General features: G+C 45.6%; 24 protein-coding genes and 1 pseudogene. 13 read left to right on the top strand and 12 right to left on the bottom strand.

From position 1 onward, the window contains the following. The first annotated feature begins 243 nt into the window (after positions 1 to 243). Together RS881_RS13275 and RS881_RS13270 are read left to right on the top strand one after the other, a co-directional pair. Entirely contained in the window at positions 244 to 603 is a 360-nt protein-coding gene (locus tag RS881_RS13275; protein ID WP_315821520.1) for a hypothetical protein, read from the top strand. 76 nt (positions 604 to 679) lie between these two features. Beyond that, positions 680 to 1,312, top strand: a complete 633-nt coding sequence (locus RS881_RS13270) for a hypothetical protein (RefSeq protein ID WP_315821519.1) — start codon at positions 680 to 682, stop codon at positions 1,310 to 1,312. A 1,547-nt stretch (positions 1,313 to 2,859) separates the two neighbouring features. On the opposite strand, the gene RS881_RS13265 is transcribed toward RS881_RS13270, so the two are convergent. The 10 genes from RS881_RS13265 to RS881_RS13220 form a co-directional block, all read right to left on the bottom strand. Next, the gene (locus tag RS881_RS13265) at positions 2,860 to 3,600 is read right to left on the bottom strand and encodes a hypothetical protein (RefSeq protein ID WP_315821518.1); all 741 of its coding nucleotides are present in this window, start codon (positions 3,598 to 3,600) and stop codon (positions 2,860 to 2,862) included. Positions 3,601 to 3,666: 66 nt separating this feature from the next. Next, a complete protein-coding gene (locus RS881_RS13260; protein WP_315821517.1) occupies positions 3,667 to 4,350 on the bottom strand; it encodes an RHS repeat-associated core domain-containing protein in 684 nt (227 codons plus the stop codon). 37 nt (positions 4,351 to 4,387) lie between these two features. Continuing rightward, positions 4,388 to 6,877, bottom strand: coding sequence for an RHS repeat domain-containing protein (locus tag RS881_RS13255; RefSeq protein ID WP_315821516.1), 2,490 nt, complete (start codon positions 6,875 to 6,877; stop codon positions 4,388 to 4,390). Next, positions 6,844 to 7,203: a DUF6443 domain-containing protein gene (locus tag RS881_RS13250; RefSeq protein WP_315821515.1), complete on the bottom strand. Its 360-nt coding sequence runs from the start codon at positions 7,201 to 7,203 to the stop codon at positions 6,844 to 6,846. Before RS881_RS13250 ends, RS881_RS13255 begins: the two co-directional genes overlap by 34 nt. A gap of 249 nt (positions 7,204 to 7,452) precedes the next feature. Next, positions 7,453 to 7,965, bottom strand: a complete 513-nt coding sequence (locus tag RS881_RS13245; RefSeq protein WP_315821514.1) for a glutathione peroxidase — start codon at positions 7,963 to 7,965, stop codon at positions 7,453 to 7,455. A 124-nt stretch (positions 7,966 to 8,089) separates the two neighbouring features. Further along, positions 8,090 to 11,071, bottom strand: coding sequence for a hypothetical protein (locus tag RS881_RS13240; protein ID WP_315821513.1), 2,982 nt, complete (start codon positions 11,069 to 11,071; stop codon positions 8,090 to 8,092). A 32-nt stretch (positions 11,072 to 11,103) separates the two neighbouring features. Then, the gene (locus RS881_RS13235) at positions 11,104 to 11,547 is read right to left on the bottom strand and encodes a hypothetical protein (RefSeq protein WP_315821512.1); all 444 of its coding nucleotides are present in this window, start codon (positions 11,545 to 11,547) and stop codon (positions 11,104 to 11,106) included. Positions 11,548 to 11,633: 86 nt separating this feature from the next. Beyond that, complete coding sequence (locus tag RS881_RS13230) at positions 11,634 to 11,849, bottom strand: hypothetical protein (protein ID WP_315821511.1); 216 nt, start codon at positions 11,847 to 11,849, stop codon at positions 11,634 to 11,636. Between the two features lies 1 nt (position 11,850). Then, positions 11,851 to 12,330: a hypothetical protein gene (locus RS881_RS13225; RefSeq protein ID WP_315821510.1), complete on the bottom strand. Its 480-nt coding sequence runs from the start codon at positions 12,328 to 12,330 to the stop codon at positions 11,851 to 11,853. Then, entirely contained in the window at positions 12,306 to 13,184 is an 879-nt protein-coding gene (locus RS881_RS13220; protein ID WP_315821509.1) for a hypothetical protein, read from the bottom strand. The genes RS881_RS13225 and RS881_RS13220 overlap by 25 nt, the downstream gene beginning before the upstream one ends. Positions 13,185 to 14,363: 1,179 nt before the next feature. Here RS881_RS13220 and RS881_RS13215 point away from each other — a divergent pair. From RS881_RS13215 to RS881_RS13165, 11 genes are all read left to right on the top strand, one after another. Continuing rightward, positions 14,364 to 15,107: a hypothetical protein gene (locus RS881_RS13215; RefSeq protein ID WP_315821508.1), complete on the top strand. Its 744-nt coding sequence runs from the start codon at positions 14,364 to 14,366 to the stop codon at positions 15,105 to 15,107. Then, positions 15,107 to 15,526 (top strand): hypothetical protein, encoded by a 420-nt coding sequence (locus RS881_RS13210; RefSeq protein WP_315821507.1) that lies wholly within the window; start codon positions 15,107 to 15,109, stop codon positions 15,524 to 15,526. The genes RS881_RS13215 and RS881_RS13210 overlap by 1 nt, the downstream gene beginning before the upstream one ends. A gap of 267 nt (positions 15,527 to 15,793) precedes the next feature. Then, positions 15,794 to 16,108: a hypothetical protein gene (locus RS881_RS13205; protein ID WP_315821506.1), complete on the top strand. Its 315-nt coding sequence runs from the start codon at positions 15,794 to 15,796 to the stop codon at positions 16,106 to 16,108. Between the two features lie 236 nt (positions 16,109 to 16,344). Beyond that, positions 16,345 to 16,731, top strand: coding sequence for a hypothetical protein (locus tag RS881_RS13200; RefSeq protein ID WP_315821505.1), 387 nt, complete (start codon positions 16,345 to 16,347; stop codon positions 16,729 to 16,731). 408 nt (positions 16,732 to 17,139) lie between these two features. Continuing rightward, positions 17,140 to 17,445, top strand: coding sequence for a hypothetical protein (locus RS881_RS13195; RefSeq protein ID WP_315821504.1), 306 nt, complete (start codon positions 17,140 to 17,142; stop codon positions 17,443 to 17,445). A 941-nt stretch (positions 17,446 to 18,386) separates the two neighbouring features. Next, the gene (locus RS881_RS13190) at positions 18,387 to 18,569 is read left to right on the top strand and encodes a hypothetical protein (protein ID WP_315821503.1); all 183 of its coding nucleotides are present in this window, start codon (positions 18,387 to 18,389) and stop codon (positions 18,567 to 18,569) included. Next, positions 18,548 to 18,973, top strand: a complete 426-nt coding sequence (locus tag RS881_RS13185; protein WP_315821502.1) for a hypothetical protein — start codon at positions 18,548 to 18,550, stop codon at positions 18,971 to 18,973. The genes RS881_RS13190 and RS881_RS13185 overlap by 22 nt, the downstream gene beginning before the upstream one ends. Before the next feature lie 49 nt (positions 18,974 to 19,022). Then, entirely contained in the window at positions 19,023 to 19,397 is a 375-nt protein-coding gene (locus RS881_RS13180) for a hypothetical protein (protein WP_315821501.1), read from the top strand. A gap of 153 nt (positions 19,398 to 19,550) precedes the next feature. Then, complete coding sequence (locus tag RS881_RS13175; RefSeq protein WP_315821500.1) at positions 19,551 to 19,871, top strand: hypothetical protein; 321 nt, start codon at positions 19,551 to 19,553, stop codon at positions 19,869 to 19,871. Beyond that, positions 19,822 to 20,163, top strand: coding sequence for a hypothetical protein (locus RS881_RS13170; protein WP_315821499.1), 342 nt, complete (start codon positions 19,822 to 19,824; stop codon positions 20,161 to 20,163). The genes RS881_RS13175 and RS881_RS13170 overlap by 50 nt, the downstream gene beginning before the upstream one ends. A gap of 11 nt (positions 20,164 to 20,174) precedes the next feature. After that, positions 20,175 to 20,930, top strand: a complete 756-nt coding sequence (locus RS881_RS13165; RefSeq protein WP_315821498.1) for a leucine-rich repeat domain-containing protein — start codon at positions 20,175 to 20,177, stop codon at positions 20,928 to 20,930. Between the two features lie 7 nt (positions 20,931 to 20,937). Here RS881_RS13165 and RS881_RS59395 read toward each other — a convergent pair. Beyond that, positions 20,938 to 22,246 (bottom strand): annotated as a pseudogene (locus RS881_RS59395) (gluconate:H+ symporter). A 3-nt stretch (positions 22,247 to 22,249) separates the two neighbouring features. After that, positions 22,250 to 23,077, bottom strand: coding sequence for a fumarylacetoacetate hydrolase family protein (locus RS881_RS13140; RefSeq protein ID WP_315821493.1), 828 nt, complete (start codon positions 23,075 to 23,077; stop codon positions 22,250 to 22,252). Positions 23,078 to 23,139 lie beyond the last annotated feature (62 nt).

Here is a 23,139-nt window from a genome sequence, read left to right as displayed (position 1 = left end):
AACAAAAATTTTAAAAATTGAAAATTTATTACTCATGGCACATTCAAATAACAGTATTGTAACTGGTAAATTCAGCGGAACCCTCGGAAAAGAGTTGGTGTTCCGCGATTGGGACGGCAAAACAGTAGTGGCGAAATCTCCTAAAAAGAAAGGGAGGTCCAACGCCCGGGCAGGCCGAAACACAGAAAAGGTTCCTGCGTGCTTCAAGATTTGCACGGGTGTTGTAAAAACCCTAACCAGGGTATGGCCGCGGCTTATGCTACTAATCTGCGTCCCAGGCAAAACGTGTATAGCAGGGCGGTGGAAGATTATATGAATTCACCCGAAGTTTTCAGCATCCATACACGCAATTACACGGGTGTCAGTGGCGGCAAGATTATTGTTAGCGCCATGGACGATTTCCGGGTAGTAAGTGTACGGGTGGAAATATATGCCGCCAACGGACAACTGCTGGAATCGTCTAATACAGCACAAGATCCCAATAATAGTCTTGACTGGAACTTTACTGCCACGATGGCTAACAGCCTGCTGGCTGGTAGTAGGATCGTTGCAATCGCAACCGATGTTCCGGGCAATGAAGGAATAATGGAAGTTACGCTGTAATGGTTTTACCAGGAAGGTGTTCCGGCTCTCCGTGAACACCTTCTACTTATTTTTGATAGACTACAAAACAAATTATATGAGCAAGTTATCAAAGCGTCATTTTTGGGAATGGTTCAAACGCCATCACCAGGAATATCTTTCGCTGAAACAAAAGTCTAAAAAAGAAGTCACGTATTGGCTACAGGAATTGAATGCTCACGTACGGGCCTATTTCAAATTCTTTGGGTTTACCCTCGTAGTACCTGACCAGGGAACTGCCCGGTTGACTATTACGGTAAAAGGCAGGTCCAATCATTTTAAAAAGGCAGATGCATTTGTTGCCACTGCTCCCGACCTGCCCGGCTGGAGTTTCCATTCACTGGAAGATCCTATTCCTGTAGATTCTTTTTATTGGAAGAACAACTGGAAGAAACGGGTATCGATCCCTGGGATTTTCAATTCTCCATTGGAGGTGAACATCCGGAGGATGCCGTTATTACGATGTATCACCCGTTGTACACGACAGACTACAGGTCTCTTTTTTTGGAATCGGCTAATCAAACAGTCTTTCACCTATTGGGAGAACGATCTTTCGGGCTCGATGTCACTTACGTGGAAGTGGACAATCTTTCCTGCGCCGATCCTGAAGAATTATACAGGTTGGAACAATTGGCCGTCCATATCGGCAGGCGCAACTCTTCTATGGTGGTCAACCAACTTGGAACATTAGTAATTATACATTAGCAGATCATTGGCTGTTTCTTTTTTGTTATTTTAGATTTTGTCATATTTGCCCCGCATGTCCATGCGGGGCATTTTTGTCCGGCTAATCCTAACAGAGTAAGACTGAGTGCAAGTATACCCACAATAATAAGCAGTACATAAATGGTGAGTAATCTTTGATGAAAATATTTCATGAATTTATCATCTTTAAAAACAAGAAAGTAATTAGGTATTCCGAATAATAACGAAATACCAGCACCCCAATAGGCATCACACTTAAAGGAATTATCAATCAGTAGCTGATATGCACTTATCAGTGCATAGATTAAAAACTGCACCATAAGCAATGTCCCAAAAATGCACCTAAATAGGGGATATCAGAATTTACTTTATTCCGGAGAAAGTAAAACAGCCCGCATACAAATTTCTTATACAGGACCAGCATATTATTTAATCGTCTTTCAATAATGGTAATTTTGGTCGCTTCAGGCCCATAATAGATCACCAATCACTTCATAACATTTTACATAAACTCATTTATCCTTTCCGGGGAAATGCAGCCATCAGAACGAATATAAGGACAAACGAAGCTATGCAGTAGATTACAAGATATCTTCCACCTTTCTTTACCTTGGCTTCATTATACTGAAGAGTTTTTATGTCCTTTGGTTTTACCAGGTAAGCAACAAGGAGGAAAATTGGCAAAAGGAAAAGCGCCATTTTCCAATATTTTACCCTTGTGAATCCCCTTTTCTCGCTGGTAAAATTTCATCAATTCCATTCAAAACAATGAGTACTTGAACAATGTGAAAAAAAAATCAGTGTAACTACAGCACACAACGCACTGAAATAAGGGATGTGTCTTGTTCCTCCTGTTGAATAATACTTGTAAAAAGGTACATTACAAATTTTAATGTTTTCATGATTCTTATTTACAGCACTATCAGCCAGGTTGAAAAACATACAGTAAGGGCATACTTCCTGGTACCTAAATTACAAAGACCCATCTATCTTACTATCAATATAACAATGTTGCCAATTAAAATAACGCAGTAGCAACTACCTTAAATGCGGCTGGATTAGTTTCGCTTTTCAAACGACTGGAAAAGAGAAGCCGCAATGTATAAAATCTTGTTCCAGACCACTTTCATAAACAATGTCCTGATTAAGCTTGCCTTAACTACGAGCCGAATCGGGCCCTGCGATCACCTTCAAAGAAAGGCTACCAACAATTATTACCACAATTATTAGCAGTACATAAATGGTGGGTAATCTTTGGTGAAAATATTTCATGAATTTATCGTCTTTAAAAACAAGAAAGTAATTAGGTATTCCGAATAATAACGAAATACCATATCCCCAAATAGCATCACACTTAAAAGAATTATCAATCAGTAGCTGGTATGCACTTATCAGTGCATAGATTAAAAACTGCACCATAAATAATGTCCCAAAAATGCAGCAAATTTAGGGATATCAGAATTTACTTTATTCCTGAGAAAGTAAAACAGCCCGCATACAAATTTCTTATACCAAATTAGCATAACTTATTTTTTAATCATTGCTCCATAACCAGTTTTCGGCAAGTCCATAAAGAATGGCAACTCCCGCTCCATACGGACCACCCAATACTCCAATTGCCTGAACAAGACCGTTTACAATCAGATGCGCTCCAGATATCTCTCCTCTATCATATTTATTCCAATCATTGATTACACTAATACCAGCGGTAACAATACCCAAGCCCTGAAGCCCCACTTTCATTCCTTTCACCACATTTCTGCCAACCTCTACTGTTCTACCGGTTAACGGCACCTCAATATTTACCGGTCTTGTTCGAAGGTAGGGATTATTCCTTAGCATCCATTTCTCATTGCCTCCCCATATTTGATCCAGCCTATTATACTTTTTCCAAGCTGTCCCAACCTGATATTCAATGCCCGAGGTTGGTGCGCCAAAAGGAGTCAGAAGATCGTTAATCTTGTTAATTACTGGCGGATTTCCAGCTAACAACTTCATTACTTTTTCGGAGCTATAAAAGTCGTATCCTATGTTTTCATCCGTCATGGTCGGATCTGAACTTGAACTGATATTATATCCTTGGCCACCTTCCTGACGATCTACTATAACATTGTATCGTTCCCCACCTGATCGATACTGGAATAACCCCTTTACCATTCCCTCTGAAACATCCCTTATTTTTAAACTTCTTAGCACTTCTTTAAATGATCGCGCCCAGTTAGGTTGGCTACCCCACAAGTTATTTTGGGTCATATAACCTGCTGCATAACCCAAGGCCTCATCATTGCTGCCAAAAATGTAACATACCCGCCACCGGTATAAAAGATCCCATTCCCCCTCCTACTGCACTCCAATGCCCTCCGGCAGCAGAACCAAAAAGGCTTTAACCAGGCCGTCTAGTTCCTTCTGCGTTAATGCACCTGTAGGGTCATTGTAAGTAAGGGGGTTATTGAATCCAAACTGGTAGGGGTTGATGCCAAAAGTTTGTTCGGCGAGTATATCAATCCCATTGAAACGGCCGATCTGAGGATCGTATTTACGGAAGAGCGTATTGTAGTAGTTAAGGCCAAAATCTTCTTCCAGTTCGGTACCACCATTGAACTTCTCGGCGGTGGTTTGCTTCAACAAGGCCTTGTCGCTGATGGCGGCCATCTGGAGGCCAAAAGGATAATAGCTTTGTTCCTGAACCAGCGGGCCGGTATAATGCTTTACGTTTAGGTCGTCAAAATAAACGTCCTGCTGGCTTTCGTTGCTAACGTACACATAAAGATAGCCATTCCTGGTAATGGATTGCAAAGGAGCCACCAGGGCCTGCTTGCTACTACCGGGCTGCACTTGCTGTACGCCCGAATTGGAAGCTACATAATTAAACTGGTTATCGAATAAGATCCAGTTGAGATAAGCCTTCGGTTTTGTATTGTCGTAAGACCGGCCATTGAGGAACTGCACCACATTCGGACTCAGGGCATTGCCAATTCCAGTGACATCACCCAGCCCCACTTTACCCCCGCTGCTGCTTACCACACCCCACCCAATACAGTTATTATTTCTGACGCAAGATCTACTCCTCCCGGCGGGGGCTGAACAGCCCCATTGTAAAAGCATAAGTGCTGATCTGCACTTTATCGCCGGCCATTACTTTTAATACCAGGGAAGGGCCGGTCTTTTTATTGACGCCGGCAATGGCATTGAGGCGGGCCACCTGCAAGTTGGCATTGTCGGTATCAAATCCGGCAGGCTTGGCGGCAACGGTTCGTACGGGCGTATATACATTGCTGAACAGGGCATTGACCACGGCACTGTCGGCAGTTTCCATGGTGGCGGCATATGTAGCCGTATCACGGCCTTCGGTGAGCACGGTACGCACATTGCCCAAATGGTCTTTTATGAAATAATCGTATTCAAAAGCATAGTAAGTCGCACCAGATACGCTGTTCTTCTTTTTTGCATACCTTATACGCCCCTCTTCCTGGAGTACGTATTGTAAGGTATCGTTGAGGTAAACAAAACCATTGACGTACACATAATTCTTTATAACACCGCTAACGTCTTTTACTTCCCTGCGTAGCTGAACCCCACCCGCATCATAAAAGTAGCTGATACGTCCTTTGCCGGCAATAACGATGGAATCGGGTTTATTCATAAAATTGTAAACTGCCCCGGAACCATTGGAAGTGGTATGCAAATGACGATTGTAATCTTTGGTGATATTGCCATTGACATCATAGGTATAATCATCAGCAGCCAGGGCGGTATCCTTGAAATCGCCCATGGGGCTCAGGTCGGCAATACCGTCGGCTACCTTTTGCAATTGATTGCTGTTGGCCAGGTATTGGTAGTTGAGCGAGTCGATGGTAGCAGAATTACCCAGCTTTAGCCCCCGCTGCTTCATAGACAGTATATTGCCATTGGCATCATAACCCAGGCCGCTCACGGTATAATCTACAGGGTTATTGGTCCAGGCGGTGGAACCCTGGTTCTGCTGGGAAAAATCGGCTGTCTTCAGCCGGTTGGCTTTGTCGTAGGTATAACCATAGGCCCTGGCGATGCCATCACCGGCAGCTTTCCATTTGGTACCGGCAATTGCGCCATTGAGCTGGTTGGTAGTAAAGCCATAGTCGAAGGACATGGATTCACCGAAATAGTTTGCAGTACTGCCTGCGGTATTGATGTAGGCCTCATTAATGCCAGTAAGCCAGCCACGGATATGGTAACTGTAATTTTGGGTTTCGGTATTTGCGCCGAATACCTTTGTTTTTACCTGACCCAGTTCATTATAGGTGTACTGGCTCACCACTGTTTCGGGTGTATTGTCGAGTTTCTTTGCCAGGGTCAATAACCTACCTACGTGATCGTAGGTGAATTTGGTGAGCATGGTATGGCTTTGGGCATTGGTACCCGCTTTCTGATGTTGAACATGGGTACGCAAAATTTTTCCACTAAAGCTATATTGCATGGTAGCAATATCGGTACCACCGGTATAATTGGTGGAAGCTATTTGAATGGCCTGGATATTGTTGTCGTAAATGGCCAGGGTATATAATACAGTGGCGCTATTCAACACAATGCGTTTATTACCAGTTAATGACCCCCGCAGGCGGTTGCTGGCCGTAATGGGCTGCGCATACTCGGGAGATGCATTGTAGCTGGTGATAAAATTAGTGCCGTTGATGTTGGTGGTAACCAAACTGCTGCCCAGGGGCGAACCGCTGGCAGCTACCCAACTGTAATCATCATAATAGTTAATGGACAAATAGGTGAAGGTAGCCCCTGACGGCAGGGGGCTTTTGTTGACGTTGACGCCCTGGATCACGGTGGTTTCACCATCGGGACCGCCCTGGGCAGCGGCTGTTTGGGTGGTGACCAGGGTTTGCAGGTCGGTGCGGGTGCCTGTGTAGGTAAGCAAGCCACCGATCAGCGGGCGGTTCATGGCATCATACAAGATGGCGGACCACTGGGGCTGCGCCTGCCCACGCAAGCCTGGGTCTTGTGCAAATACTACCCGGTCGCGAATATCATACACGATATAGCTCTTGCCCTGGCCTGGTATGCGCTTCATTACCAGTCGCCCGCGGTGATCATAGTAATAAGCATAACACAGGTTGGTATTGATGGTGGGGTTGGCAGTGAGGTTCCAGTTGGCCGTAGCATTATTGAGGGCTTCTACAGCTTTGGGGGTAATGACCAGCCGCAACTGTCCCATTTCATCAAATACATTGTAGGTACAAAGCCAGCCTGCATGGCCAGTGGATGGAACAGCAGCTACCTGGCTTTTGGTTAAAACGGTTCTTCCTGCTTCATCAATGTATTGGATGGTTACGGCCCCCTGTTCGTCGGTTACCTGCATCACCATCAAGGTACCGGGTAGGTAGGTAGTGGTGGTGGCAGGGATATCGTCTTCGCCGGTGATGGCAATGGTCCACAGGCGTACGCTATCGGCTATTGTATTGGTTCTTTGGGTAGTACTGATGCCCTGTCCCATGCCTGTCCAACTGGTGCCGGGAGCGGTTGATTTGGTCAGGCGGTTAAGTGGCGACCCGTCGAAAAACAACTGGCTGTAATTGTATTTTTCATTGGGGAAAAGGGCCTTATAGAATATGGAATCCTGGTAATAGGGGTTCTTTTAAACTGGCCATCCTTGTTGTTTCCGGATTGGGCGGCAAAGGGCAGGTATTGGGTGCTGACCCTACCCCACTCGTCGTAGTGAACGGCTGCTACGAGGTCGTTTTTGGCTGGTGTAGCCTGACGGGTAACGCTTTGTATGGGTCGACCATAACCGTCCTGGTATTGGGTTTGAATGCCCACTTCATTGACGAGGGCGCTCAGGCTGAGTTGTGTAGTATCCTGTATGGGTTTGAGGCTGGTATAGGTCCGCACAAAGTTGGCGGGGTGGCATAAAAAGTGTCCGGTAGTTTTTTGAGGGGCACTATGGGTGCGCCGGGACCTGTGGCCCCAGTGGGCAGGTTGGTTTGGCCGAATGTTGTGGCAGTGCCCAGCAGCAACACGGGTAATAGCCGGAGGCTACGGAATATCCTCACTCGCCTCCGGCGAGCAAGTGAGCGATCTAGTGAGAACAGACTATATAAAAACTTATACATAAAGCAGGTTATAATAGGTTATTGGGATCTATTGGTTAATGGCGTTTTCGAGATCGGTGTTGAGGGGATCGATGACGTTGGAAAATACGCCCACGAGCCTGCCTTCCTTATTGACCAGGTACTTATAAAAATCGGCTTGCACAGGGCTGTCCATTGCCCCGTTGGCCGACGACCGGGTAAGCCATTGGTACAATGGGTGCATACCCGTACCACTGACGGTTGTTTTGGCTGCCAGTAAAAAACTAACGGGATGTATTGAGCGGATGGAATCGCCAAGGGCCGCATCAGCAATAGGTAAGTGGCCAAAATCGTTGGAAGGAATGGCTATTACCACCAATGCGTTTTTATGCTTTTGATACAATTGTTCGAGCTTTTCCAATTGGCCGGTATAACGGCTACGGGTAGCAATATTGACGATCAGGATATGCTTACCCTTGTAATCGCTGAGCCGGATGGTATCGCCGTTGATACCTGTAAGGGAGTATTGATAAATATCGCCTTGCAACAAGAGGGAAAGCGACAGGTATAATATATTGAACATGGTTTGTTTTTTTTTTTAGTTTTAAAAAGTCCGGAAGAAAAATTCTTAGTTGGTTTCGACAAGCTCCTTCAGGTCAGGGTGAGCCGCCCTTGAAGGCGACCCACCCCTGGACAGGCTGGTAACATTAATCACAAGCCGCGTTGACAGGGCAAGCGGTATCCCTGTATTCCACCCAGGCATATACGAGGGAGCAGTCGCTGTACTTCCAGTACAGGGTACATTTCCATTTCCAAACGCCGGTCTCTTTGGTCCACAGGGATGCACCTACTACCAGGATGCCGGTCTCGCATTGACAGTTGATCAGTTTTTCCGGTGGGGAGGTACATGTAGGGGCACAGGTAACGCAATCGTTGTGATCAAGTATTTTACGAATGGTATTGTAGGTATCGCTGTATGGATTCATATCCTGTTCGATCCTGTCCACTTTACCATTGAGTGGTATTTGGCATTCGGTTCCCTGATTTTGCCAATCGGGGTTGTTATTAATGGCGATAGGATTATTGCCATACTCATATTTCCTCAGGATGTTGAGATCTTTATCCCGCAATGCCTGAAGTCGCCCTATTTTATCATAAGCATAATAACTTATGGTATTATTGGCATCGGCAGCGCTGGTGATGCCCAAGACAGGATCGTAGGTAGTAGTAGCCATATTGGCTTCGCGTGGGTGTAGTCGCAATTCATCGATGAGGCCGGTACCGCTGATCGTAATGGTGGTAGCCCCTGTGACACTGGCCTGGTACAAGTTCCAGCCATTTTGGGTAGCCAGGGCTGTGCCAACCCCTGTTCCATTGACGCTTACAGAAGCGCCAGCCTTAGCCCACAGGAATACCAGGTAGATACGGGAAGCGGTTAGTCCGCTCTTACTGATAGCGCCTCCTGATAATTGGTAAGACCTGTTGCCCGTTACACTGCTGCTATAATCGCGGTTGGTGCTGCCAATGGTCCAGTTGCCGGTCCCGTCTGATTCAAAGCTGGTATAGGCCATATCGGTGTAGGGTGTATTGGCAACCCTGGCAATAGCGAATTGATTGGCATAGTCCATGACCAAAGCGCTCCTTTCGCCCGACAAGGCATTTTTCGACTCCAGGAGATTGCCCTTGGTATCGTAGGTGAGGAAGTTTTGTTGTGCTACCAGCCAGGTACTGTTGCGCACCAGTGATGCCGGATTGAAAGCACCGATCACTGATTGGGCTACGGGTGCATTTGACTGCAAGGCATAAACCGTCAGCGGGCGGATATAGCCCTGCGGCAATTGCTGGTAATCGGTAATACCTGCCTGCAGCATCCTGGGATTGGCATCGCCCACGATCCAGCTTTCGGCCGAAACCTGTGCACTGATGATACTGCTGTCCTTCATTTTTTTAATAGCACCTGAGGTCAGTGTATAGTGATAAGGATAATACAAACGTTTTTCGAGTGAAAGCGACCGGGTTTTATTGTAGGGGGTGGTGACTTTAACCAGGTTGTAACTGGTATCGTATTGCATGGTTTGTTCTGCCACCTGAATGGAGCCATTGGGGTGATACAAAGAATCTACGCTGGCTACCAGGTTGACGCGGCCGGATTCGGGGAAATACCCCTGGGCTACATAGAGTTCTGTACGCGGCGTGGATTCCAGGTTGGGATCGCCATTATAAGTAATAGAGAACCTTCCTTGTTTGACAGATTGGAATTGGCTGTTGTTATAAGCAACGGTGGTAATGTCGTAGGTATTTCTTTTCACCTTTACCAGGTTGCCCAGGCTATCGTAAGTAGTAATACGTTTTGGTAAGCCCAGTGCCCAATCGCGTTGTACAAGGGGTGGGTAAGGGAAAAGGGCTGGTGCATTGCTGGTATTGGCATCCTGCAGGGTGGTGAATTCATATACTTCCCTGCCCAGGTTACGGCTGGAGGTGCCTTTGTATACCACTACACGGCTATATCCTACGGGGCTACCCTGGGTATATTGGGTGTTCTTCACAGGATCGCTGGAAATAGCGGTATAGTAAGTGGTAGTAGCCAATCCATTGACTACTGTTCTTTGATAGGGATAATCGTATTTAGGTAAGGCACCGAGAAAGCCGGAGCTTTTACCATCGGCTGTAAGGTAATTGTAAGTAGCCACTGTATCCCATTTTTGGGTGACGGGATCATACGATAGCTGCTGTTTGATCCTTATGCCGCCTGATATCACTGAATTGGCCAGGAATGATTGGTTGAGCCAACTGATATTCAAGGGCACAGCAGCAGGGGCAGTACAACCGGCCGGCATGCTGGTGCTGACCTTGTATTGCGCATTGGGGCCATTGAAGGAGAAGTTTAAAGACCCGAGTTGGAACAACTCTGATAAGCTGGTAGCAAAACTACCATAAGTGGTCAATCCATCGGTACTGGTGACCAAAATCGTTAGATTACAAGTGCCTGAAAATGTAGGGGCAAACAAGGTTAAATAATCCGGCACGCTGAATTTTAAGGTATGGAGATTGTTTTGTGCCTGACTGCAGGTAATGGTAGTTTGTGCGTTGACCCTGGCATCGGTAATAGTAGCATTTTGTTGTACATAAGCATAATCGCAAACATCATTCGACTCATACAGGTACCTCGTAGTACTACCGGAGGGATCGGCAATGCTAAATAAGGTACTTGCCCTGGACGAAATTGGGGAGGCTGTTCGATTGGCCCCATTATAAATACCTGGCACTGTTGGAATAACATTGATCCCATTATCGGCTTTGTTATAAAAACCCCAGTGATCTCTTTTATTGAAGAAGGTATCGCCGGCCGAACCAACTGGTTTAAAATAAGGTCCGTAATAACTAAACTGGTAAGCGGGTATAGTTTCAGTGGAGGTATACTTTTGTAAACCATTCAGCAAAGTATAGTCCATCCCTACTTCGGGTGTAAACCATTTGAACAGGTATCCATACCTGAATACGGAGTCACTGATCTTGATCTTGTCAATGACGGAATCCTTTCCATCGTAGGTATACAGGCGGTGGTACAGGATACTCACCTGCTTATTACCCGGGAAACTGATACCGGCCAATTTCTTGAAATACCTTGTCCTGGTTCCTGTAGGGGTATACCTGAAATCGGCAGCCAGGGTATTGTTGTTTACAAACACTGTTTGCGGATAAGCAAATGCATTGGTTTGGTTTAAAGTGGTATAGGAAAAACGGATGGTATCGGTACCAAAGGTGCAATGACCTGGCTCAGGTACCAGGCGGTGGTATAATTGGTATTTTTATACCCGATGGCAAAATCGGGTGAATTGATATTTTCATATTCCAGGTCATTGAAAACATACTTAGTCCCATCTTCTGCTACCATGTAAAAGGAGGTGATGGGGCTGTTGGCAGCAGCGGTATAGCCAATGCGTAATTTGGAAAGGGGTACCACCACAACTTGTTTGTTCTTTCCGACATAGAATTTGCCGGACCGGCCATTGACGTTGAACTGGAACACATCCTGTTCTGCATCCAGGGAATCGTAATAGTATTTGGAAGCATTGTTGCGGTAATTGACCGGTAAAGCAGGGGCGTACATATATCCGGTGGCATCGATGTCATCAGGCCGTCCCCGGACGGTTCGGGTAATCACACCGCCTGCATTGAGGAACCACCCTATGCCGGCCGGAGAAGGGGCTTCATTGACCCTGATGCCTCCGCCGCCAATATAATCCAGCGTTACAGCCAGCGATAGTCCACCGGGGCTGCTGTATTGGTATAGGGGAAAGAAACATTGGGCGTACCGGTATACAAATTAATACCGGCATTGGCCTGCTGGTTGGCTGCATTGGCCGTACCACTCAAAGGGGCAAAATTGGCATCGCTGGGAGCTTGCGCCAACAGGATCATGCTTTTTAGCACCAGGGCTACGACGAATAGGGGTTTACATTTCATATTAATTGACATTGAACTTATTATCGAAGTTTAGAAAGCGTATCCAATACGAAATTTGATGGCTTGGGTGCGGGGCACCTGCTGGTAGCTCAGAAAATCCCATAGCAATTGCGCCTTTGTTTTTTTTGAATGTTTTGCTGCGCAAAGAGATCACCTTACTGATGCCCAACAGGCCACTTTGTTTCCATAGGTGGGTATCCGGTCCATCAGTTGTTGACGCAGGTGTGGCAGGCTGATAATTGTATTCAAATCCACCAGAGGCATAGAAGCTCTTTTTCAAACGCATATCCAGGTATGACCTTACACCCATGCCCTCGCTGGTGATACGGATATGGTTGATATTTTTGCCCCATCCAACTTTATAGCTGGCGCCTATGCCTACTACACTGTTATCGTTCAACTGATAACCAACGCTTAGACCCAAATCGCTGGTTGTAGGAAAGAAAAGGTTGGCCCTTACGCTTTGGAGGTTGGCGCCCAATTCCAGTCTTTGAAAAAAGTTTTGCTCCGCTGGCTATTGCGTTTAAAACCGGGTATGTCCAGTTCGGCTCCACCTATTCCCAAACGGCTGATCTTTTCTTTCATGGTATATAGCTGGGCCTGTGCAGCCTGTATTTGTTGTTGTACCACCTGCATGGCATTGGGGCCGCCTGCAGCCAATTGATTTTGCAGGAGTTCCTGTACTTGGGTTCTTGTTTGCAAACCGGTTAAATTGGCTGCATTGCCATAACTTCCGGGCAGTCCAAACAGGCGAGCCAACTCACTGTGCTCCTTCATAAAATCCTGGAATGCAGGCAGTTTATTTAACAACGCCAATAGCTTGCGTTGCATTTTATCCGGATCATTGAGCAGTGCCTTGTACTCCTGTACCTGTTGGGTGTAGTAGTAGGTTTCTTTGTTAATGGCAGCATAGCAAGCGGTGATCTCTTTGGGTAGACTGGTATAATTATCCAATGCCTGCTTAATCAATTGTTTGCGCTGCAATAGAAAGGCTTTTATTTGTTCGGATTGTTGTAGTTTGGATTGTAACTGCTGAACCTGATGGAGGGCATTGCTGACCTTGTCCTTTATTGCTTTTGTGTTGGTGAGCAGTTGTTGATTTTGCAGGAGAAAGGAAAGGCTGGTTTTGAGGGAATCGACATGGGAAAGGTATTCACCATTTTCATCAGGAGATTTATTTACACTGGTTATCAAGGCCTGATAATTGGTTGCAGTAGACTGATTGAACAATTGGTTGGCGGCAGAGGAATCGAGCTGGTGCAGCTTTCTTTGTAACCGGGCTTCCTGTTGCTGGATTTTTTGAGGTAGTTTTTGTCTGCCGGTTAAGCTGGTCACTTAATAGGGCAACGCGCCGGGCAACTTTATCTGTGAGGCGGGATTGAAGCTCAGTGACCTTAGATAAGGTCGCCAACTCCTGGGCAGATGTATGCAGGTAGCAGGCCATCAGGCATACCATCATCAACACACTACTCTCCTTCTTCATGCTGCGTTTGGGTTACAGGGTTACGGGTATCAATAATTGCGCAAAGAAAAAGCATCCGGTTAAAAAGACAGGCAATTATTATTTTTTTATTTATGATCATTTTCGTATGTGCAAATAGTTGCATATATGATTTTCAATCGGTTACTAACATGCGCCAATTTGAAAAATACAAAGCCACCCTCCAGGCAATTACTGGTACAGATTGGCTTATTCCTTTTGCGTATTTGTCAAAAAAGAATATGGTGCAATTGTTCTAAGGAAGTTGATTATTTAGAAGGGATAACACCTAAGGGGGTGGGTTATGTCAAATAAAGACCATTGAATCTATCCTACTAACTAAAACAAACAAACAGAAGGTAGGTACTAATTCCTTACTGTTTATCTTTTTGCAACCTAATCGCAGTTTACGCGGATTTGGATGGATTTCGCTGATGAAGGGGTGAGTGGGAAGTAATGAGAAAGGATGAGGGTTGTAGCCCATACCACTCCGCGCAGTTTTATGGCGGGCAGCCTACTATTGAAGCTTTTGCCAGCTATTGAATCAGAAAAATCAACTAATAATTTAATCGGGCTATTTTATTTAAAAAATACCCCGATTAAATTATGTCAAATATGACTCATGCTTGTTTTCCTATTTTAAGGAGCAAATACAGGTAAACGTTCTTATATAGATACTGCTGTTTTAATAGCAAATGCTCCCGAACAGATGCTTATGGAAAAGGTATTCCCACTATACCGATCTTTATGCGCCCTGCTTTTTCGAGCTCGTTGCCATTGGTTGTTATTGCTGTGCTCTTGTGCAGCGACTACCCTTCACGCGCAATTGCCTGATCCTTCGTCCTTTCCCTACCGTTCCTACCCGGGGCAGCCGGGGTTTGGCATCCCGCGCATCTGGCAGATGCCCCAGGTACCACCGGTAAATGGATATGTTCCACCCGGTTATCCTCCTTCTCCCGCACTTGATCCTGCAGTTATTAATGACTGGAACAGGCGGGTGCTCAATGGCTCATTACATGGAAACCCACATATTCATGTCTTTGATGTTTCCATCCAACCTGCCGCTGCAACCCATGCAATTGTCAGATCAGGAAGTTTATGAGTTGTCAGCAAACCGGGAACGGGATATACGGCTGGCCCGTACCAGGGCCTACCGGAAGACATTTAAGATGCTCCAGACCATTAGCCCGGACAACTATTCACTGACGATGGTGCAGTTCCTGGTGGAGAATGCCTATTATGATAATGCCTATGATTTCAACTCCTTCGATAGCCTCATCCGTTTTCATGGCGCTGCTATGCGTCAATTTTTGAAAAAGGAGGGCTTACCGCTCAACAATACCACGTTAAACTATGGCATCCAGCAATTGTTCCGGCGCAACCTGACGCTGCATGACGAAAAAGGCAGGTTGATTACCTTAAAACCTTTGACGTATCATTTTAATGATTTCAAAGGAGTAAACGATTATAGTCAACTTTTTACGCTGAAGCTGCTGCAAAGCGGCAAAGGGCAATGCAATAGCCTGCCACGCCTATACCTGATGGTGGCAGAGGAACTGGGGGCGCAGGCCTATTTATCACTTGGGCCTCAACATTCTTTTATTCAATACCCTGATGCCCGGAATAAGCTGGTAAATTTTGAAACGACCAACGGAACGGTGGTAACCACGAACTGGCTGATGCAATCGGGTTATATCAACGCCAATGCTTTAAAGATGAAAACTTACCTGGATACGCTTTCCAGGCGGGCGTTGTTGCCAGGAGCCTGTGCGACCTGATGCTAGGCTATGTACACAAGTTTGGCTATGATGAACTGGCGGAAGAAATGCGCCAAAGAATACTTCAGATTGACCCGCAGAATTTAACGGCACTGATCGTTGGGGCCAACCTGAAGACGCAGGAGGCCTTGGATAAATACATAGCGGCAGGCAAACCTCCGCTGCAGGAGCTTGATAAATACCCTGCTGTACAGGCTGTAAGACAGGAAATGCTGGCGGCCTATGAGCGGGTGGATGGGCTGGGGTACCAGGACATGCCAAGCGGGGCCTACCAACGATGGCTACGCTCGATAGAGCAGGAAAAAAACAACGGGCACAACAAGCCCTGCAGCAGTCGATACAGGATGATATCAGGCGGCTGCGAAATATTAAGGTCACGATCACACAAAAAAGGGGCGGTAAGCCGGCCCGCACAATAATATGAGACGCACTGCATCATTTGTTATTGTAATCATTTTGTTGGGCATTTAGTCCAAATATTTAAGAAATGAAAGCCCTTACTATTAGCCTTTGGCTTATATACTTGCTGTTGTCTTCATTTGTCATCAAGGCGCAAGTCGTTGAAGCGCGCCAGGTATTACAAGCCTTACAGAATGAAATAGATCCAAGACTGACCTTTGCAGATTCGCTATCACCGCTGAAGTTTAGTAAGCCTAATGATAAAAGAATACCCCTCACTAAAAAGAATGCAAGGAGATCAGAAAAAAAGTCATCCAACAAAAGGGCTTACACTCGATCACTCTTACTTCCCAGAAGGTCGGTTTATTTCCGCGGCCCGCGTTTATGAGACCATTATTAAACCGGATTCGGTCAGTAGAAACTTTATCCTTTCCAATAAACCCTTTTACCTGATCTCTCAACCCCTTCTTTTCAACAATTCGCAAAATGCCATTATTGACGTAGACCTGCTAGGAAGACATGGCATCACCTATATACTGGAAAAGAAAAATAATGCATGGGTAATAAAAACAGTGATTGCCCGCTGGTATGCTTCGGGCTAAGTGCATGGATATTACAATAATAAATAACAATTTAAGGAAGGGTGAGCAGGGAAAAAGTTATTTAACTCAAAATAAAAATAGTAAATGAGCGGAAGGCGCTATTCGGAAGGATTTTATCGGGGCATATTCCTTAACCTATTCCTTTTTTATTATCCATGTAGTTCGTTTGCACAAACAGCGGAAGACAAATTGACCTTTCAAGTACTTAAAATTGTTAAAAGGAAATGGACCTAAGTGTGCCAATCATTGACAGTCTGCCCCCTTTCGTTGTTACCCGGTTCGGAGCTGACTACAAGCTAACCAGAAAAGAGATCAGGGAGATCAAAAGGCAAGCTCAAGATCAAAAAGGTCTAAAACTAAATGAAGAAAATTTTAATGGAGGCCGCTTCATTCCTGCCGCACCAATCCTTGCTGCGTTCAAAGATGTGGATTCTGTCAGCTTCAAGATTATTGGTAAGCAAAAGCCATTTTACATGATCTCTATGCCCGTCTTTTTAACAATCAATGCAATGCTATACTATATCTTAATCTTATTGGGTCCTATAGTGCTACTTACATTCTTGAAAAAGGGGACAAGAGTGGATCATTCAAAAAACCATTCCTGGCTGGTACGTATGGAATAGCAAATACGTGCCAATGCCCCTTTATGGAACCATCAGAATGGAAAACTTAATACTGCGCGTAATGGGTTATGGAAATATACAGCGTGATGGAACAGATCATAGACCGGGGACAAAAATTGAAAATCCAAGTAAACTCCCCGGCTTCTGAATTAAACCTCTAATAAATGAATTACTATAATATCATTTTCAATCGTGCCCTATGGGATTAAAGCCAATGCAAGGAATAATACCGTCATTGAGGTATTTACTATCCTTTCTATTCATTTTGTTATCCACTTCCTGCTTAGGGCAAATTAATAAGGACTCACTAATATATTTAGTTTTGAACCCAATCAAAAGCAAGCTTGAATCCGATATAGCCATTGCTGATAGTTTAGCCCCTATTTCCTATATAAAATTTATTAAACAGTGGCAGGTATCCCGGCCTACTCAAAAGGAAATCCACCGCATCTTAAAAAAGAAAGAACCGGCTACTCTGTTAACGACAGCTATTTTCCAGGTGCCAGGTTCGTTTCCGCTAAAGAAATTTATGCAGCTTTCCGGGTTCCCGATACTATTACCATGAAAGTGATTGCCAAACTTAGACCCTTTTACCTAATTTCCGCACCACTCTTTTATCATAATCACCAGCGAGCCATTGTGTTTATTGAAATGGTTGGTGGATATGGCATGACTTATTTTCTTGAGAAAAAAATGATGAATGGATCATTTTAAAAGAATTTATCCGATGGGTATCGTAAATGAATTGTAAGATGGGTAAAATTTTGATACCAGGCCATTGTAATGATCTGGATGATACCCGGGTATTTGTTTACGTTCTTGTATGAAAAGAAACAAGATGCCTGGGAACAAACGAAGTCCCTGGGCGGATTGGGACACTATTAAAAATGACTTTAGGTAAATGACCATTGTTGGAAAGCTGATTTGTGGGACTTGCTTTGTACTCAAGATTTAGAATTTTAAGTATTTCAAATGAAACTACTATTTATATTATTTAACTTCTTATTGATTATTTCTGTTCATACCAATGCTATTGCGCAGGACAGTATTGAATTTGTACTTCAACCCATTCTCCGCGAGATTCAGCCAACTATACCGATAGCTGATAGTTTAAATGCTATTCCCGGTATCGTGTTTCATCGTCATTGGCCTATTACCAAAAAAGAAAAGAGGGATATTCTAAGAAATCTCAGGCGACAAAAAAGTAGTATTCCCTTCAAAAAAGTTATTTCCCTGGATGGGCCTTTGTACCCGCCAGTAAGATATTTCCGCCTAATGGGGTGCCAGATACTACGCTCATGAAATACATATCCAGCATCAAGCCATTTTATATTATTTCGGCACCGCTTTTCTTTAACCAAAGACAAAATGCCATTGTTACTGTAGACATGATTGGTTATTATGGCGTGACTTACCTACTTGAAAAAAGGGTAATGAATGGTTTATTTTAAAAGACATTCCACGATGGTACGTTTTACATAAAGAGCCTGCACCAATAGAATCTTATCTGGCAAACACCTTTGCAAGTAAATACCTCCGGGGCGCTATTAGATAAAACAGTTTGTATGGCACTACCTAAATCCCTTCAACTATCAAGGCCACTGAAGCGGCATTTGTCAACTATTGCATTTTACGCCTTAGTAAATGGTTGTTGTATGGCCCAGGCCCAGCCTTACCCGGATACCACGTTGAAAGCATACTATGCCCAGGCTTTATCCCGGCTGGACAGTCTGCTGCGGGTGAATGGCTCCTTCAAGGAAGCAGTGTATACAGTTGAAAATGCTTATTTCCGGGGCAGTTGGACAGGGACCGATTCATGCAGCCGATCCAGTTCCTGACAAAGTTGTGCCAGGGCTGGCGAATTGCGAACCCACTTCGGGATTACCGGTATGCGGACAGTGTGAACTTCCAAAAGAACTTAGCGATCTACCGGGTATTGAAAGATACTGTACGATTGAAGGGTAAGGGGGATACCATGTACAAGTTTGTACCCTTCCGGTATGAATTCGATGATTTTGCGGGCACCAGGAATTGGACGAATATGTTTGTATCGAAGCTGCTGGTGACCCGGAAGGGTAATTGCCATAGTCTACCCTACCTGTATAAGATACTGGCCGAAGAGACGGGCGCCAGCTGCTGGTTTTCACTAGCCCCCAACCATATTTACATTAAGAACCGCAGCAAAGAGCACGGCTGGTACAATACAGAGCTGACCAGCGGGGTGTTTCCGGTAGATGCCTGATCACGGCCTCGGGATATATCCCCTGGAGGCGATCCAAAAAGGGATTTACATGGATACGCTTAGTAATGTGCAGTCGCTGGCACTCTACGTACTGGACCTTACCAAGGGATATGAATTTCAAACCGGCAACTACCGGGATGATTTTCTTTTGCAATGCAGTGCGTTAGCCTTGCAATATTATCCGTTGTGTGTACAGGCACTGCTGCTGAAAGCAGAAACCCTGAAAAGGATCTATGAACGGGAACAGGCCGCACAAACACAGGCCGCCACGGTCGGCTACGGGGAATTGGAAAGGCTGTATACACAACTGTTTGACCTGGGTTACCGGGAAATGCCGGACGGGATGTACCGGGACTGGTTGCGCAGCTTGCAACGGGAAAAGAGTAAATACCTAAATAAACAAATTGAGAAGGGGAATCGATGATGAAGCGGTGAGTGGTAACTACCGGAAAACAGGTAAAAAAATTACCCAATAATAGGGTATTGGCAGATTGGGTTACATTAATTTGCTTTGTACTCAAAGTGTCCCGGCGGCGATGGCCATCCGTACCATCCGCACTTATCTAAAATACCACCCATGAACATAATGAAACGCAGTACCAGGCAGGCTTTTCTGTGCAGCCTCCTGTTGATGGCCGGCCTATCCGGCGCTCTGGCACAGAAGACCCCGGCCTTTATTTACCCTTCCACGCCTTTTAATGAAGAAGAAGCAGCCAAACAAATGGAAGAAGGCACGGCCACTATTTCGGGCATTGCCAAAATAAAAAGAAAGGCAGTACCTACTTTCCCTGGCAAAAGACCAGATCAACCTGTTTCCTGCCACCGCCTACATGCTGGAGTTTGCAGAGTTGAAAAAAAAGTACACGAAAGGCAAGAAGGTAGCCACCATCACCAATGAGGCATTTACCTACCGTATAGAAGGACGAACCACGGATGACAGGGGAAGTTTTGAATTCAGGAACCTGAAACCCGGCAAGTACTATATTGTTACCTGGATCGATTATGAAAAGCAATATACGACCAAGGAGCAAACCGGTACCGATTACGCTTTCAACCAATATGGCAATATGGTAGCCTCCTACCCCGTCTATACTTACTACACGCATAAGTATGCCGTAGAGAAGGAAGTATCGGGCTTGGTAGAAGTAAAGGCGGATGGAGAAAAAGTAACCGTAGAGATCACCAATTAAACCAGGAAGTAATGAAAGCATTAATTATACAACTCGGTGTGGCCCTGTTCTTCACGGGCAGCGCCCTGGCGCAAAACGTCAAGTTTCCCGACCCCAATTTCAAGAAAGCCTGTATCTATGCCGAGGTAGACCTGAATGGCGATGGCGAGATCCAGGTATCGGAAGCACAGAAAGTGACGAAGCTGTATGTAGACAAACGTAATATCGAAAACCTCACGGGCATCAAGCGTTTTACCAACCTGGAAGAGTTTGGATTTTACTACAATGATATCCGCAACGTAGACCTGTCGGGCCTCAAAAAGCTCCGGGCCGTATATGGCTTCGACACCAAACTGGAAAGTATCAACCTCCAAGGCTGCACCAATGTGGAAGGCATCTTTCTCAATTATAATGCACTTCGCCAGATAGACCTGACTGGATTGACGAAACTGAAAGAACTGGAACTTACCAAAAACCAGCTCTTTCAGCTGGACATCAGTAATATGCCCTTACTGGAAAAATGCAAGTTGAATGAAAATGAGATCAGGAGTCTCAAGTTCGCAGGTTCCAATAATATTAAAGAGCTGCAACTGCAAAAGAACAACCTCACTTCGCTGGATGTAAGGCCCCTTAAGAACCTTGAACTGCTTTGGCTATGGGACAATCGTGATCTGACCTCCCTGAAGGTGATGCAACTGAGAAAACTGGAGGACCTCAATGCCTGGGATTGCCCGCTCACGAACCTCAATATGAGCGGACTGGTAAGTTTGCGGAAATTCAACTGGTAGTACGGTGCTAAATAATCATATCCAACACCAATACACCGGCCAGGCCGATGATGGAGATGATGGTTTCCATCACTGTCCATGAGCGTAAAGTTTGAGGTAATGATAGTTGGAAAAACTCTTTGAACATCCAGAATCCTGAATCATTGATATGGGAGCCGAATACGCTGCCGGCTCCCACGGCGAGCACCATCAATTCGGGTGATAGATTAGGTGTTGCCAATAATGGGGCCACTACACCGGCGGCGGTGATACCGGCCACTGTGGCCGAGCCAATCATTACGCGCAAAAAGCCGTCACCACCCAGGCAAACAACAGAGGCGGCATGGTCCATTGCTTACTGAAGCCGGCAATATAGGTAGCTGTACCGCTGTCTATCAGCACCTGTTTGAATACGCCACCGGCTGTAATGATCAGCAATATCATGGCAATGCCGGCAATCGAATGACTTAGCAACTGCATCATTTGTGCAATGGATTTGCCGGCTTTGCGGCCCAATAGGTAACCGGCCAGCATTACGGTAATGAGCAGGGCGATCACTGAATCACCGGTAAACAATAAGGTGGTTTGTATTTTACTTCCCGCCGGCAAAAATGATCCGCCACCACCGCCAGGGCGATCAGGCATACTGGCAGCAGCGCAAACAACAAACTGGTAGCAATAGAAGGAAGCGCTTTGACCTCCTCTACCCTGGCTGTTAAAGCGCGGTCCTGCATAACCGTGGTGGTATTTTTATGCAGTTTGCCCAGTAGAGGTCCTGCAACGATCACTGCAGGGATGGCCAATATGGTACCATATACCAGCACCTTACCCATATTGGCATTAAAGGCTTTTACCAGCACCACAGGGCCCGGATGGGGGAAGAAAACAATGCGTAGTGCTTAGTGAAGCTGCCATGGGAATTACGATGTACAATAAAGGCAGGCCCGTTTTACGGGTCACTGCTACTACCAAGGGTACCAGGATCACAAACCCTGCATTGTAATAGAGGGAATGCCCATTAAAAATCCCGTGAGCAATACCGCCCATTGAATATGTTTGATGCCAAAAGCGCTGATAAGGGTGGAAGTAATTTGTTCTGCTGCACCCGTTACCTCCAGTATCTTGCCCAGGAAGGCTCCCAGGCAAATGATCAGGGCCAACCCACCCATGGTACTGCCCACCCCTTTTTCGATGGAAAGCAATAATTGGGCCGGTGGCATCCCGAGGAATAAACCAGCCAGGATTGCTACCACCAGCAGGGAAATGAATGGGCTTACTTTCCGGGCAGAAAGGAATATCTGTAACGCAATGGCCAGTACGAAGATAAGGATGGTCATGCTTTATTGTACCGTATTAATAAGTGTTCCTATGGAAGCAATGGTAATGCTTATTTCGTCACCGCTTTGCAAGGTAAAATCATGGCCCGGCACAATGCCCGTGCCGGTCATGATCAAGCAACCGTAAGGGAAACTACATTCTCTATAAACGAATGAAACCAACTCTTCGGGTGTCCGCTTCAACTGACTGATGGATACTTCGCCTTTAAAAGCAGGTAATCCACTGCGGTTGATCACCAGGCTGATCAGTGTGTCTTGCCCAATGGGTTGGTGTGTAACATAGATACAAGGGCCCAGGGCTGCACAACCATCGTATGTTTTTGCCTGTGGCAGGTAAAGTGGGTTTTCTCCTTCAATGCTCCGGCTGCTCATATCATTGCCAATGGTATAACCCACTATCTTGCCGGAAGCGGTGACCACCAATGTCAATTCAGGCTCTGGTACATCCCAGGTGCTGTCCTGCCGGATACGCACCTGACCGCCATGCCCTACTATACGGTGATGGGTTGATTTAAAGAACACCTCAGGCCGGGGCGCCTCATATACTTTAGCATAAAAATCAGCGCCGCCTGCTGCCTGGCTTTCTTCCTGCCGGCCAATTTTACTGCGCAGGTACGTCACCCCACAGGCCCACAATTCCTGCTGCCTGCTCATCGGTGGCAGCACATCCGCTATCAGACTGCTATCTCCTTTTGACAATGTCTCCGTAAGCCTGTCCAGCTTTTCCGACAGCCCGTCATCATTCACCAGCTTTCCCCAATCTTCATCGACAGCATAATAATGTCCATCCTTTTCAATAACTGCTCCTTTTGTAGTATTGTATAATTTCATATAGCGCAATTAGCATAAAATATCAACTCTTATTCCTACCCAACCCTCTTTTCTTCGTTCTC

Origin of the sequence: Paraflavitalea speifideaquila (assembly GCF_032395985.1) — a bacterium.
GTDB classification, from domain to species: domain Bacteria; phylum Bacteroidota; class Bacteroidia; order Chitinophagales; family Chitinophagaceae; genus Paraflavitalea; species Paraflavitalea speifideaquila.
The sequence above is the reverse complement of the archived record's forward strand: the minus strand, read 5'-3'. Positions and strand labels throughout refer to the sequence as shown.